Annotated in this window: 12 protein-coding genes; 10 read left to right on the forward strand and 2 right to left on the reverse strand. The window is 49.3% G+C overall.

From position 1 onward, the window contains the following. Positions 1-294: 294 nt before the first annotated feature. A complete protein-coding gene (locus tag G3352_RS09930) occupies positions 295-1,137 on the reverse strand; it encodes a 1,4-dihydroxy-6-naphtoate synthase (RefSeq protein WP_163756106.1) in 843 nt (280 codons plus the stop codon). Continuing rightward, entirely contained in the window at positions 1,134-2,003 is an 870-nt protein-coding gene (locus G3352_RS09935; protein ID WP_481856277.1) for a futalosine hydrolase, read from the reverse strand. The genes G3352_RS09930 and G3352_RS09935 overlap by 4 nt, the downstream gene beginning before the upstream one ends. A 477-nt stretch (positions 2,004-2,480) precedes the next feature. Between G3352_RS09935 and G3352_RS09940 the strand changes: the two genes are divergently transcribed. The 10 genes from G3352_RS09940 (at position 2,481) to G3352_RS09985 (ending at position 13,249) form a co-directional block, all read left to right on the forward strand. Continuing rightward, the gene (locus tag G3352_RS09940; protein ID WP_053783970.1) at positions 2,481-2,870 is read left to right on the forward strand and encodes a GntR family transcriptional regulator; all 390 of its coding nucleotides are present in this window, start codon (positions 2,481-2,483) and stop codon (positions 2,868-2,870) included. Further along, a complete protein-coding gene (locus G3352_RS09945) occupies positions 2,863-3,765 on the forward strand; it encodes an ABC transporter ATP-binding protein (RefSeq protein ID WP_076290252.1) in 903 nt (300 codons plus the stop codon). Before G3352_RS09940 ends, G3352_RS09945 begins: the two co-directional genes overlap by 8 nt. After that, complete coding sequence (locus G3352_RS09950; RefSeq protein WP_163756108.1) at positions 3,740-5,767, forward strand: hypothetical protein; 2,028 nt, start codon at positions 3,740-3,742, stop codon at positions 5,765-5,767. Before G3352_RS09945 ends, G3352_RS09950 begins: the two co-directional genes overlap by 26 nt. A 435-nt stretch (positions 5,768-6,202) precedes the next feature. Next, positions 6,203-7,105 carry a hypothetical protein gene (locus G3352_RS09955; RefSeq protein WP_205524804.1) on the forward strand — a complete coding sequence of 301 codons (903 nt, stop codon included), beginning with the start codon at positions 6,203-6,205 and terminating at the stop codon, positions 7,103-7,105. 108 nt (positions 7,106-7,213) lie between these two features. After that, positions 7,214-7,681, forward strand: a complete 468-nt coding sequence (gene nikR, locus G3352_RS09960; RefSeq protein ID WP_163756112.1) for a nickel-responsive transcriptional regulator NikR — start codon at positions 7,214-7,216, stop codon at positions 7,679-7,681. 353 nt (positions 7,682-8,034) lie between these two features. Beyond that, positions 8,035-9,681 carry an ABC transporter substrate-binding protein gene (locus tag G3352_RS09965; protein ID WP_163756114.1) on the forward strand — a complete coding sequence of 549 codons (1,647 nt, stop codon included), beginning with the start codon at positions 8,035-8,037 and terminating at the stop codon, positions 9,679-9,681. A 41-nt stretch (positions 9,682-9,722) separates the two neighbouring features. Then, a complete protein-coding gene (locus G3352_RS09970; protein ID WP_163756116.1) occupies positions 9,723-10,718 on the forward strand; it encodes an ABC transporter permease in 996 nt (331 codons plus the stop codon). Between the two features lie 182 nt (positions 10,719-10,900). After that, positions 10,901-11,698, forward strand: coding sequence for an ABC transporter permease (locus G3352_RS09975; protein ID WP_163756768.1), 798 nt, complete (start codon positions 10,901-10,903; stop codon positions 11,696-11,698). Between the two features lie 2 nt (positions 11,699-11,700). Then, on the forward strand, positions 11,701-12,657 hold the full coding sequence (locus tag G3352_RS09980) for an ABC transporter ATP-binding protein (RefSeq protein WP_163756118.1): 957 nt from the start codon (positions 11,701-11,703) through the stop codon (positions 12,655-12,657). Further along, positions 12,647-13,249: an ABC transporter ATP-binding protein gene (locus G3352_RS09985; RefSeq protein WP_163756120.1), complete on the forward strand. Its 603-nt coding sequence runs from the start codon at positions 12,647-12,649 to the stop codon at positions 13,247-13,249. The genes G3352_RS09980 and G3352_RS09985 overlap by 11 nt, the downstream gene beginning before the upstream one ends. Positions 13,250-13,343 lie beyond the last annotated feature (94 nt).

The raw sequence follows: 13,343 nt of genomic DNA on the forward strand, positions 1-13,343 counted from the left end.
TTTGGATCAACATTTTGTATAGGTTCGGTGTGTTGTTGAATAAATTAATAAGGGCTGTCCTACTGTCATGAATATGACTTTATAGGACAGCCCTTCGTATTATCTAACGAACTAGAGTTACGTTAATATGCGGAATTCCACAGGTGCTGGAATCTAATGAATCACAGAAACGTTATTTCACCGTTCATTCTGTTTTTCTGTCTTTTCGCTGAGATTTATCCCCAATAGAAAATAGAAAAACGAAATTGGACACAGCCTAGTCTCATTGATTTGTCTGAATTGATGCCTGACAAATTAGATCCGCAACAAATCCAGATCGAACTTGGGAACAAGACCTTCTTTCATCGCACGTCCAAGCAGCGCTGTAATTGCTCCGTAACCGTCATCGCCCAGGTTGGCGCTGAACTCGTTAACGTACAAGCCAATATGCTGTGCAGTTACATCTGGGTCCATCTCTTGTGCATGTTCCATGACGTATGCTTTGGACTCATCCGGATGCGCCCAAGCGTATTCCACTGAGGCACGTGCCCAACCTGCAAGAGCGTGAGCATCCAGGTTGCGCCGGGCGATGATTGCACCCAGCGGGATTGGCAGGCCAGTGTCGCTTTCCCACCAGTTACCGAGATCGGTCATAAGTTTGAGATCATAATTCTGGTACGTGAAGCGTGCCTCATGGATAACCAAGCCGGCATCGATCTTGCCGTCCCGGACAGCAGGCATAATCTGATCGAATGGCATAACGACAATCTCGCCTACACCGCCGGGAACATTTTGTGCTGCCCAGAGACGGAATAACAGGTAGGCTGTTGAACGTTCGCTCGGCACGGCAACTCGGCGTCCCGAGAGATAGGCTGGATCGGTTGTACCGTTAGCGGTCAGAACCAGCGGACCACATCCTCTGCCAAGTGCGCCGCCCGCAGGCAAGAGCGCATAATCATTCAGCACATAAGGCAGTGCTGCATAGGATATTTTCATAACTTCAGGTGTATCTGGTCCATCCGGATTTGCCGCAAGGCCGTTGGTAATATCGATATCCGCATAACGGACATCAAGCTCAGGTGCACCAGGAATCAGTCCATGCACCCAGGCGTGAAAGATAAATGTATCGTTAGGACAAGGGGAAAATGCAATTTTCATGATGTAAGTACCTCCCGTAAAATGGAACTTGCAGCCTGAAGCGCATCCAGGGCGTCCTTGATGCGCCAGGCGTCGCGGTCGCGTGGACCGACCGCGTTGGATATAGCCCGCAGTTCGAGTGCTGGCACGCCGAACTGCTGGGCTGCAGTTGCTACGCCGAAGCCTTCCATGCCTTCGGCGGCCGCATCCGGCACGCGGCGCAGCAGCTCCGCGGCCGTCTCGGCAGTTCCGGTCGCCGTGGATACGGTGACCGCCGTGCCACCGCTGACAGCGAGCCCTGCCCGCTGCAGCTCATGGCGCAGGCGTGCGGCAAGCACCGCGTCCGCCGCCACACGGGACGAGCCGAAACCGAGCTCGTCCACGCTGAGGAAGCCGTCTGGCGTCTGCGAGCCCAGATCGGCGGCAACCATGGCGTCGGCCACCACGAGGGAGCCGACGTCCGCCCGGCCGGGGAACCCGCCGCCGATGCCAGCACTAACCACCAGCGTGTACGCTGGGGTCAGTCCGGTTCCGGCAAGGGGCCCCTGCCTTGAGGATGCGGCAGATGCTTGTGCCGCATCGGGTTCGCTTGGCGCAGCGGAGCCCTGTGCCGGCGTATTTGCGCCAGCAGCTGCTGAGGCAAAGGCCAGCGCGGCAGCGGTTCCTGCTGCGGCCGAGGCAGGGCCTACGCCCGCAGCAATTACATCAAAGTGAGCAGCTTGGTCACCCAGGCCGCGCAGTACAGCCTCTTTTTCCGCATCAACAGCGGTTACGATTAATACACGCTTTGTCGCTGCTGATGTAGCGTTTGTTTCAAAGCTATTTGACACGCTTGAAGTTTCTGGGCGATTACGATCTATAGAATCATTCTTTTTCTGTTCATTCATCCCGAATTCTCCCTCATGAGGTTTTTATAAAGCCATCTATAAAATATGTACGCATAGGCCAGACGGAGTGACAACTGTACTGACAACGAGCGAAGCGAGCACGTGAACCAGTGAACGAGCACAACGTTCTTCTCCATCATAACGGAAGGGGAAAGATCAGAACAAGCTTTGAACGTATTTAGCGGGATGAGCGATTTAACGAACAGTAACAACCAGCTCGAACCAGACTGAACCCCGAAATTACGTCTTTTATACAGAATAGAGAACTACTATTAACTACCTATATGTCACTTTAATCATATATATAAACCTAACGCGAATCATATAAGAAGTCAAAGTAAATGGTTGACAATCTGTATTAACTGTATTAATAATAGTAGTACAGTTAATACACCTTAGTGTTGGATACATACACTTCAAAATACAGTCATCGTTCATCAATAGGGTATTACAACTTTTATAGAGAGGAGGTGCGGGATGTTCGAATTGGATGTACGCAGCCGTAAGGCGATCTATGAGCAACTAGTAGACAAAATCAAAGAAATGATCGTGTACGGTGTTCTCCAACCCGATGAGCAGTTGCCTTCCGTTCGCACACTGTCCGGGCAGCTCACGGTTAATCCGAATACGATTCAGAAGGCGTACCGGGAACTTGAACGTGAAGGTTATATCTATTCATTGCAGGGAAAAGGGAGCTTCGTATCATCGTCCGTGGAACATCCAAATGCAGCCATGAGAGATGAAATCAGAGCCGCTCTGGTGAAGCTGATTGCGGAAGCTTCATATTCCGGTTTGAGCAAAGCCGATATGACGCTTTTATTTGAGGAAGCGATGGCCCGTATAGAGAAGGGGGAGCCTCATGATTGAGCTGAATCAGGTCATTAAGGCATTTGAACAGGAAAAAGCCGTTGATGGCGTCACGATGCAAGTACATAAGGGGTCGATCTACGGTTTGCTCGGTTCCAACGGGGCAGGCAAAACGTCGCTGCTCAAAATACTGGCAGGCATCTATCGTCAGGATAGCGGCACGGTTCGCATTGATGGACAAGAAATATATGAAAATATGGACCTCAAGGGACGTACCATTTTTATGGCGGATGCGCCATACTTTTTTCCGCAATCGTCCATTCATCAGATGGCTGCCTTCTATCGTTCAGTTTATCCGCGCTGGAATGAGGAGCGTTTTGTACAGCTCGGCAGTGTATTTAAACTGGACGTGAAACGTAAACTGCATCGCATGTCCAAAGGCATGCGCCGTCAGGCAGCCGTATGGCTTGGACTTAGCTGCATGCCTGAAGTGCTGCTCATGGATGAGCCAATTGATGGGCTTGATCCGGTCATGCGGCAGCAGATCAAAAATCTGCTGTTCCAGGAAGCAGCGGAGCGTCAGGTGACGATTCTGATCTCGTCTCACAATTTGCGCGAGATTGAAGACCTATGCGACCATGTTGCCATCATGCACAAGGGCCGGATTATCGTAGAGAAAGATCTGGATGATCTGAAGGCTGATACACATAAAATTCAGGTCGCTTTCCGTCATCCTGATCATGCCAAGGCTATGGACGAACAGGTGAATATTTTACATGAAGAGAAGCGCGGAAGTGTATCCCTGTTTATTGTGAAAGGCAATCGCGAGGTTGTGACGGAACGATTCCGTGCATTTGATCCCTATCTGCTGGATGTGCTGCCGCTGACGTTGGAAGAAATATTTATCTATGAAATGGAGGATGCAGGATATGATATTCAACCGATTGTTCTGTAACCGGGGCATCCTGTTCCAAAATTTCAGGCAGCATGGATGGATCGGCATCTTGTACCTGATCACGTTGTTGTTTTCGCTACCGCTCCATATCGGTACAGAGTATCGGGATATACCACAGAAGATTACGAGTTTGTTTCAGGCGAATGGAGAAGTGCAAATTCTGTTTGCCATTACGTTCCCGGTAGCTGCGGGCATTTTTCTGTTTCGGTATGTGCAATCCGGTGCACCTTCAGATCTGTTCCACAGTTTGCCGCTGCGCCGAAAGCATCTGTTAACCGTTAATTTGTTGACAGGATTTATGATGATCCTGCTTCCGATCTGGATAACGACTGCCATTACAGGCTGGGTATGGGCAGCACTGGATCAGCCCGCATTTATATTCGAAGGTAGTTCAATCTGGATGTGGGGCCTCAGTATGAGCATCTACTCGTTGTTTATGTTCATGCTGACCGTGGTGGTTGGTATGTGCATTGGACAGTCCGTGTTGCAGGGACTCACCGTGTATGCGCTTCTATTGTTGCCTGTTGTTGTATGGTTCATTTTTTCCTTGCATCTTCAACATTACCTGCTTGGATATCCGTACGATGAGGTTGGGCGAAATGCAGAAAAAATATCTTTAGTTCTTCGCATGGCTTCGATTAGTGGAGCTCCTGTGATCGGTTGGGAACTCATTATTTATTCGATATTGACACTGCTATTCATCCCGTTGTCTTACGTATTCTATGCGAAGAGACAAGTGGAATCTGCTACCCAAGCGGTGACGTTTACGCTTGTTAAACCCATATTCCGATTTGGTTTAATGTTTACGCTGGTTTTAATTAGTGGAGCCTACTTCACCATTATTGCTCCAAGAGGATCATCGGGGTGGGGAATCTTCGGATATATCCTCGGTGGAATTGTCGGTTATATTGTTGCCGAGATGATTATTCGCAAGACGTGGTTGATTTGGAGTAGCAAGTTGCTGCCCAAGATGGCTTTATATGGTATCGTAGCCGGATTGATTCTGTACGTGCCTGTTGCCAGTTGGAATGGATATGCTGCAAGAGTGCCTGAGTTGAAGAAGGTTAACAGTATCAAGCTTGGTGGAGAGAGATACACTTATACTAACGGTGTCTCATCGAAAATGGATGACGATCCTTTCTATTCAAGTGATTCTGAATATATGAAAGCCGTTATTGCTCTTCATCAGAAGATCGTGGATTCTGATCTGTCTTTGCTGGATGATCCCATCAATCCTGGTATGCGTAATGACGAGTATGTGTTTATTAATTACAAGCTGGATAACGGCAAGGTGATGAAACGCAAATATTACATTCCCGAACCTGAATTTCGTCAGGAATTGATGGCGCTGAAGCAGTCTCAGGCTTACAAAAAATTTACATTTGATACGTATAAGCTGGATGAGGACGCGCTAAGTATTGGCATTCGCTCAACGGTTAGTTCATACCGAAAAGTATATATTAGCAATCCGAATCAAGTTCGTGAATTCAAGGAATTGCTGAAACAGGACATTATGGACCAGACTTACGAGGAACAACGTTCTCCGTGGCAGTCTTTTGCATCAGCTGAAATGAATCAGGATTCCTCATCGAATGACCCTTCTCAACCCAAGGAGATGTGGAACTTTGAGATCAAACCAAGCTATGCCAGGGTACTGCACTGGCTCAAAGAGAACAAATTATACGAGCAACTGGAATTTCCAGTAGATGAGGTGGCTTCCGCACAATTTGTAAAGCAGGAGATCAACAGTCCCGGAAATCCTCAGATGGTGTACCCTCTGTCAGAATATGTGGACGGGAATTTAAGTGGCAACAAACAGATCGCTACCAAAAATAAAAAAATTATCAACGAATTGCTTCAACGTCAAAGGTCCGGTTATCAAACAGAGAGAGATACGCTCTATCAGATCAAATTGAATGTCACCCGCGGGGAGAACATCTATATGATACTGACGGAAGAGGACCTGACGGAAGAGATGAAAGCCATCCTGGTCGGACAGTAAGGTTATCTTTATGCGGGAAGGGTTCTCCCGTTATAACATGTTGCTTGACGATCGGACTTGACCAGAATACAAGTATGGAATATATTAGAAAAAGGTAATGATTCGATTCGACATGATGACCATTTCGGCGAATCCCATATGGAACGGCTTATGAGGGAAGCACCCGTAAGAGCAGGCAATACGCCTGACTTGCGGGTGCTTTTTTTGTTTTTTGCTAGTTTGTATATCAGGGATCGTAATCGAATCACCGCACAGACACTCCAGCAGGTTCTAACTATCAATTCACATTGAAGGGAGCAGAAGAGAATGCAAACTGGAATTTTGGAGGGGAAGGAAAATCATCAGGTGGGTCTTTGTTCATGTTCAGTGCAAGCCAGGCAAAGCCGCTTAAATGAGGGAAATGATGACAAGAAACAAATCATGAACCAATCCCTTATGAGGAGTATGAAGAATCCTAGTTTCATGAGCAACCTGAGCAACCGATACGGGGCGCGCCCTAACCTTCGCGCTAACGTTTGGACCCGTATGAGCCTGGGACTCCTCATCATCTTCAGTATGAGTGTGATGTATTATTCCTCCGCTGCTGAAGCGGCGGGCCCTGAGCTTGGCGTAACAGCCCAGAAGGCGTGGGAAACCGTGCTGAGCAAGGCTGATTCGCAGACCAAGTTGTCCCTGCAACGAGCGTACGAGAACGTTGGGAGCTGGACGACGCAGGAACAAGCTTGGGAACAAAAGACAAAAACCATTCATGCCGCCAATACCAAGGAGCTGGAACAATTACGTGTGAGTATAAGGCAAATCGATGATGCAAAGATCGCTGGTTTAATCGAAAAGGTAAAACAAACCGAGGCACGGTATGAGTCTTTGTTTGCTTTGTACAGTTCAGTGAATAGGCAGCTCGACGCCGCCAAAGCGATCAAAAACAAAGAATGGAGTGCGGCTATTCGCACCCAAGCGGATACGTTGAAACCAGTTGTTCAGCTTGCCCGACAAGACATTCGTCTCAAAAAAAAGGAGCTTGCCGAAGCCCGCAAACGAAAGAGCACAGAAGTGAAACGGTTGCGTACCTTACTGGCTGGAGCTGATCCCGTGAAGAAGCAGATTCAAACGGGCAAAAAACAGGCGAGCCTATCGAAAGAGCGATATTCAAACGCGTTGCAGCAATTCAAACAGAGTGCAAAACTAGGCCAGTCATCACGCGTATTAAGCTCGTTGAACTCCTTATCCGCAGCAGCGGAGAAATGGGCAGGCTCCAAACAACATATCTATACACTGGAACAGAAGGTAAGTGTTACCTATGCCAAAGTCAGACAGGAACTGACCAAGAGACCTAAATAAATGCGAGCTACATTATCCTTTTTGCCACTACCGAGAAACAACAGTATAGTCGATGAGAAGACAGGACTGTGGTACACTCGAAGCAAATGAGGCGGCAGGAGGATATGAATGGCAGACAAAGAAGATTTGACCCGGTTCGGTGTGGCATTTCCCACGCCTCTGATCGAACAGTTTGATAGCTATATTGAAGAGCAGGGATACAAGAACCGTTCGGAAGCTTTTCGTGATTTGGTCCGTAAAACATTGCTGGAGCCCTCTGCATTGCATTCCGAGCAGGATGTAGCTGGAACCATTGTGATGGTGTATGACCACCATATCAGTGATCTTCCTATTCGATTAATGGAGCTGCAGCACGAGGCGCACCATGACATCATCTCCAATATGCATGTGCACCTGAACCATGATCAGTGTCTGGAGGTCATTGCGGTACGGGGCAACCTAGGACGATTGCGTCATCTGCATCAGCAGATCCAGGTTCAAAAAGGAGTACTGTATGCAGAGCTGTCCGTAACGTATGTGGATGAGCTCAACAAAAGGGCAAGCCACCACAGTCCTCACAATCATGATCACAGCTAAAATTAACAAAGTCATCACCATCATCCTGATTCCTCAACGAATTAACTTTTAAAAATTCAATAATCGATTCATTGGCTTTAGCCGACTTCGTCCATAGCACGTATTTAGAACAACAGATGATTGGTCCAATACCGATAATCTGTTGTTCTTTTGTTTTGTTATAATACCTAACTTCAAACAGTTTATCTTCTATCGATACCTCTATTAATCTTATTTAAATTCCCTGTAAATGAAAATAAATGGATTTTGAAGTTAAGTTTGTTGACACGGATGAACTATTTTGTGCTACAATTTTCAAAAAAAGTAACACGGAATTGGGTTGGGAAGTAAAAGTTAAAGGGGGAACAACGTAAATGCGTGGATTTTCATGGGGGAAACGATCAGTTAGAGCGGGGGTAGGCATTTTACTGATATGCACAGTGGGGCTGTCGGGATGTACACAGGGGACATCCTCAACAAAAGAGGGAGTAAAGCAGGCGGCGGCTTCTCTTCCCAAAGACGAATTGGTGCTGGCCGTTGGCACGGAACCGGAAGGCGGATTTGATCCCACTACGGGATGGGGACAGTACGGTTCGCCGCTCTTTCAGAGCACTTTGCTGAAAAGGGATGCCAAGCTTCAACTGGTTAATGATCTGGCGACAGAGCATTCCGTCAGTGAAGATGGGCTGACTTGGACCGTCACACTCCGGGATGATGTAAAGTTCTCCGACGGTGAGCCACTGACGGCCGAAGATGTCAGATTTACGTTTGAAACGGCTGCCAAGAGTGGTTCGGTTATTGATCTGACCAATATGGCTGATGTGGAAGCACCGGATACAACAACTGTCGTCTTTACATTAAAGTCGCCGCAGTCCACGTTTATCAGTCTGCTGACTACACTCGGTATTGTGCCTGAGCACGCCTATGGTCCTGATTACGCCGAGCATCCGGTTGGGTCTGGTCCATACCAGTTGGTGCAGTGGGATAAGGGTCAGCAGGCGATCGTCGAGGCTAACGAACAATATTACGGAAAAAAGTCCACATTCCATAAACTGACGTTCCTCTATCTGGATGAGGATGCGGCATTTGCGGCGGCGCAAGCCGGAACAGTCGATATCGCAGCTATCCCAGCGGCATTCAGCAAGCAGCAGGTAAGCGGCATGAAGCTGGAATCAGTGAAAACAGTCGATAACCGGGGCATCATGTTCCCGTTGCAACCCGCAGACGCGAAGTCTGGTGACGGCCTGCCCGCAGGCAATGATGTTACATCCGACATCTCCATTCGTAAAGCGGTAAATGTCGCAATTGATCGCACTGCATTGGTGGAGGGGGTACTGGAGGGGCAAGGTCGTCCAGCCTACTCGGTCAGCGACGACCTGCCGTGGAGCAATCCGGATTCTGTATTTGCAGATGCGAATCCCGATGAAGCGAGGCAGATTCTGGCTGATGGCGGCTGGGTGGATACAGATGGTGATGGAATTGTAGAAAAGAACGGCATAAAGGCCGAGTTCAATCTGATTTATTTTGCAGGGGATCTAACGCGACAATCTCTGGCACTGGCTGCTGCGGATATGGTGGCCCAGGCAGGGATCAAGGTCAATGTAGAGGGAAAGAGCCGGGAAGAGACGAAAAAGCTGGCCTATACTAATGCCGTATTATTCGGGTGGGGCAGTCATGATCCGCTTGAGACATATAACCTCTACAGTAGTACCCATAAAGGGGAAGGTTACTACAACACTGGATTGTACAGCAACCCAACTGTGGACAACTGGATGCAACAAGCTCTCCAAGCGACAACGGAAGAAGAAGCACTGCCCTTCTGGCAGAAAGCGGAGTGGGATGGATCGACAGGATTCAGTTACCAAGGCGATGCGCCATGGGCATGGCTGGTGAACATTGATCATCTGTATCTGGTGAAGAATGGTTTGAATATTGGTGAACAGCAGATCCATCCACATGGTCATGGGTGGCCTGTGACATCCAACCTGGAAGAATGGTCCTGGGAGGAAGAATTGAAATAGAAACGCTGAGGTAGCTTTAGCCTGAATTGGGGAGAGATTGGATGGAGGACAGGATGGGATGGGCCAGATTTGTCGGATTTAAAATGCTGCGGCTGTTATCTTTGCTGGCAGGAGTTAGCGTGGTGTCTTTTATATTAATGCAGTTCTCTCCAGTGGACCCGGTGGAGGCTTACATTGGTGGAGATATGATCAGGGTGAGCGCAGAACAACGTAGTCTTATTGAGGAACGCTGGGGACTCAATGATTCACCCGTAGAACGGCTGCTTACTTGGGGTCAGGCACTAGTCCAGGGCGATCTGGGAACATCGATGATCTATAGACAGCCGGTTGCGGACATCATCCAGGAACGATTCATGAATTCTGTCGCTCTTATGGCGGTAGCATGGGTGTTATCCGGTCTGATTGGATTCGGTCTGGGCGTCGCTGCTGCCATGAAAAAGGATTCACAGCTGGATCGTCTGATCTGTTGGTACTGTTACACACTGGCTTCCACGCCGGTATTCTGGATCGCGCTGTTACTGCTCATGGTATTCGGTGTATGGCTTGGCTGGCTGCCAATTGGACTTGGTGTACCTGCGGGCATGGCAGCAGATCAAGTGACATGGGGAGATCGGGCCATGCACATGATTCTGCCAGCGCTGACGTTGAGTCTGACGGGCGTAGCCGCTATTGCCTTACATACTCGGCAGAAGCTCGTGGATGTGCTGGACTCCGATTATATTCTTTTTGCGAGGGCACGAGGTGAGCGAGGTGTTCAACTGTTTCGTCGTCATGGGTTCAGGCATGTAGTACTGCCAGCTTTGACGCTGCAATTTGCTTCATTTAGTGAATTGTTCGGTGGAGCTGTGCTCGCGGAGCAAGTGTTTTCCTATCCCGGATTGGGGCAAGCAACAGTCCAGGCTGGATTACGCGGTGATGTGCCGCTGCTGCTGGGACTTGTGCTGTGCAGTGCGATATTTGTGTTTACAGGCAATATGCTGGCCGATATTCTGTACCGTATCATTGATCCACGCATGAAGGAGGAGGCTATAGGATGAAACAGACATTGGAACGTCCCTCCCGGCCTGCGGCTCAGACTGCACAGCATCTGAAAGTTAACTCTCCCAAAAGTGAAGCGGGGAACAAGAGAAATTGGAAGCCAGTACATCCACGTACTCATGGTGGGAAAGGTTATTCAGGTGGCGGTAATCCTCGTTTCCGTAATCCGCGCAAATGGGCGATGATCTGGGGTGGCCTGGGTGTGATCTGGATTGCCACCGTGTGGCTGACAGGCAGACTGCTTCCCGGAGAATCGACGCTGACCTCATTAATGGATAGGAATCTGGCTCCAGCCTGGGCACATCCTTTCGGTACGGATTGGCTAGGACGAGATATGTTCTTGCGCACATTGAAAGGATTGACAACGAGCATTCAGGTGGGGTTACTCGCGGCTTGCGGCGGCGGACTTATTGCACTTTTGCTGGGTCTTGCTGCTGCTTCAGGGAAAGCTGCGGACCGGGTTATTTCATGGATCATTGACCTCTTCCTGAGTGTTCCCCACTTGGTGTCGCTGGTAATGCTGGCCTTTGTGTTCGGTGGAGGGTTGCCTGGGGTGACGTTAGCCATTGCCCTGACCCATTGGCCGAATCTGGCCCGGATTGTAAGGGCAGAGATGATTCAGCTGAGATCAGCAGAGTATATTCACATCTCACGCAGATTGGGTCATTCGCGAATTCGTATTGCGGTGCAGCACATGCTGCCTCATCTGATCCCGCAGCTATTCGTGGGAGTGCTGCTGATCTTCCCTCATGCCATTCTGCATGAGGCAGCGATTACGTTTCTGGGGCTGGGGCTGTCGCCGCAGCAGCCAGCGATCGGTATTATTTTATCAGAGTCGATGAGATATTTATCCGCAGGGATGTGGTGGTTGGCATTTTTCCCAGGTCTCGCATTGTTGTTGGTCGTTCGTGCGTTTGATGTGTTGGGCGGTAGTCTGAAGATATTAACGGGAACCGGCAGTTCAAGGGAGGTGATGTAAACATGGCACTTCTTGAAGTGGAGGAAGTATCGGTTTCGTTCCGGCGTGCTCGGGGATGGTTTGGGCACGAGAAAATCCAGGTTATTCAGGATCTGAATCTGTCTGTTAATGAAGGGGAGATTGTCGCCGTCGTAGGGGCAAGTGGATCAGGCAAAAGTGTGCTGGCGCAGGCGATCATGGGCATTCTTCCTGCCAATGCGACGATAGAAGGCCGGATTAGCTATGCAGGCGAACCCTTGACCATGGACCGGCAGCTTCATCTGCGTGGAGATAAAATGGTGTACATTCCCCAATCGGTGAGTTATTTGGATCCGTTGTTGAAGGTGGGCAGGCAGGTTCAACCTGTAAGCCATAAGACAGGGCGTAAGCACCGATCGACGCTCCGATCCACGATGCAAAAGGCAGATCAGGAACTGACGGGACGTTATGGATTGCCTCAGGGCACGTCGGGCAAATATCCGTTTGAGCTGTCAGGTGGTATGGCTCGGCGGGTGTTGATGGCAACGGCCACCTCTGGTGATCCGAAACTCATTATTGCAGATGAGCCCACACCTGGCATTCATCCCGAAGTGCTGGCTGAAACGATGAAGCATTTTCGACAACTGGCCAATGAAGGCGTCGGCATCCTTTGGATTACCCATGATATTACGACTGCTTTGACGGCAGCAGACCGCATATCCGTATTTTACGCAGGCTCTAATGTGGAGACGGCACAGGTTTGTGATTTTACGGGAAAGGGCGAAAGATTAAGACATCCATACACGAAGGCGCTCTGGAATGCGTTGCCACAAAATGAATTTCAACCTCTGTCTGGTACCCAGCCAACAGCAGGTCGGCAGCAGGTAGAAGGATGCTCATTTGCACCACGCTGCATTGGAGCGACCATGGCTTGCACGAACGAACGTCCTGAGCTGCGCAAAGTTCGTGGTGGGGAAGTGAGGTGCATTCATGCCACTTGAGGTTAGAAATGCAGGGTATCGTTATGGTAAAGACGCTTGGGTATTTCAGAATATAAGTATGGAAGTACAGCAGGGAGAAGTCGTTGGTTTGTGGGGTCCCAGTGGCTGTGGCAAAACAAGTCTTGGACGAATCCTTGCAGGTTATATGGAACCGATGGCAGGTCAAGTGCTGCTGGATGGGAAGTCGCTTCCGCTAACCGGAGCCTGTCCGGTTCAGCTTGTATTCCAGCATCCGGAGAAAGCGGTGAATCCTCGCTGGCGAATGCGCCGTGTCTTGAAGGAAGCCATGATCGAGGATCAGGAGCTGCTCAGTGACTTGGGTATCCAGACGAATTGGCTGGATCGAAGGCCCGGTGAGTTGTCAGGCGGAGAATTGCAACGATTCTGCGTTGCACGTGCACTCGGCACAGCAACTCGTTACGTGATCGCTGATGAGATGACCACCATGCTGGATGCGATCACACAGGCACAGATCTGGCATACCGTGATGAATATCGGGCGTCAGCGCAACCTGGGACTGTTGATCATCAGCCATGATCGGGAGTTGCTGGACAGGTTATGCGATCGGATTGTGCAGATGCCAACTTCATAGCTTATGGCGTATAAACCGTTTTACAATATAAAAGGGGCGTCCGAGTAGTCCATCATGAACATTAATCATGGATTTGACTACAGGGACAGCCCCT

Origin of the sequence: Paenibacillus sp. ALJ109b, from assembly GCF_010747435.1 — a bacterium.
Classification (GTDB): Bacteria; Bacillota; Bacilli; order Paenibacillales; family Paenibacillaceae; genus Paenibacillus; species Paenibacillus taichungensis.

Bases quoted from the DNA above. Each gene is read 5' to 3' on its own strand.
- G3352_RS09940 (WP_053783970.1), top strand. From the start codon at position 2,481: ATGTTCGAATTGGATGTACGCAGCCGTAAGGCGATCTATGAGCAACTA.
- G3352_RS09935 (WP_481856277.1), bottom strand. From the start codon at position 2,003: ATGAATGAACAGAAAAAGAATGATTCTATAGATCGTAATCGCCCAGAA.
- G3352_RS09965 (WP_163756114.1), top strand. From the start codon at position 8,035: ATGCGTGGATTTTCATGGGGGAAACGATCAGTTAGAGCGGGGGTAGGC.
- G3352_RS09985 (WP_163756120.1), top strand. From the start codon at position 12,647: ATGCCACTTGAGGTTAGAAATGCAGGGTATCGTTATGGTAAAGACGCT.
- nikR (WP_163756112.1), top strand. From the start codon at position 7,214: ATGGCAGACAAAGAAGATTTGACCCGGTTCGGTGTGGCATTTCCCACG.
- G3352_RS09980 (WP_163756118.1), top strand. From the start codon at position 11,701: ATGGCACTTCTTGAAGTGGAGGAAGTATCGGTTTCGTTCCGGCGTGCT.
- G3352_RS09950 (WP_163756108.1), top strand. From the start codon at position 3,740: ATGATATTCAACCGATTGTTCTGTAACCGGGGCATCCTGTTCCAAAAT.
- G3352_RS09930 (WP_163756106.1), bottom strand. From the start codon at position 1,137: ATGAAAATTGCATTTTCCCCTTGTCCTAACGATACATTTATCTTTCAC.
- G3352_RS09945 (WP_076290252.1), top strand. From the start codon at position 2,863: ATGATTGAGCTGAATCAGGTCATTAAGGCATTTGAACAGGAAAAAGCC.
- G3352_RS09955 (WP_205524804.1), top strand. From the start codon at position 6,203: ATGAGGAGTATGAAGAATCCTAGTTTCATGAGCAACCTGAGCAACCGA.
- G3352_RS09975 (WP_163756768.1), top strand. From the start codon at position 10,901: ATGATCTGGGGTGGCCTGGGTGTGATCTGGATTGCCACCGTGTGGCTG.
- G3352_RS09970 (WP_163756116.1), top strand. From the start codon at position 9,723: ATGGAGGACAGGATGGGATGGGCCAGATTTGTCGGATTTAAAATGCTG.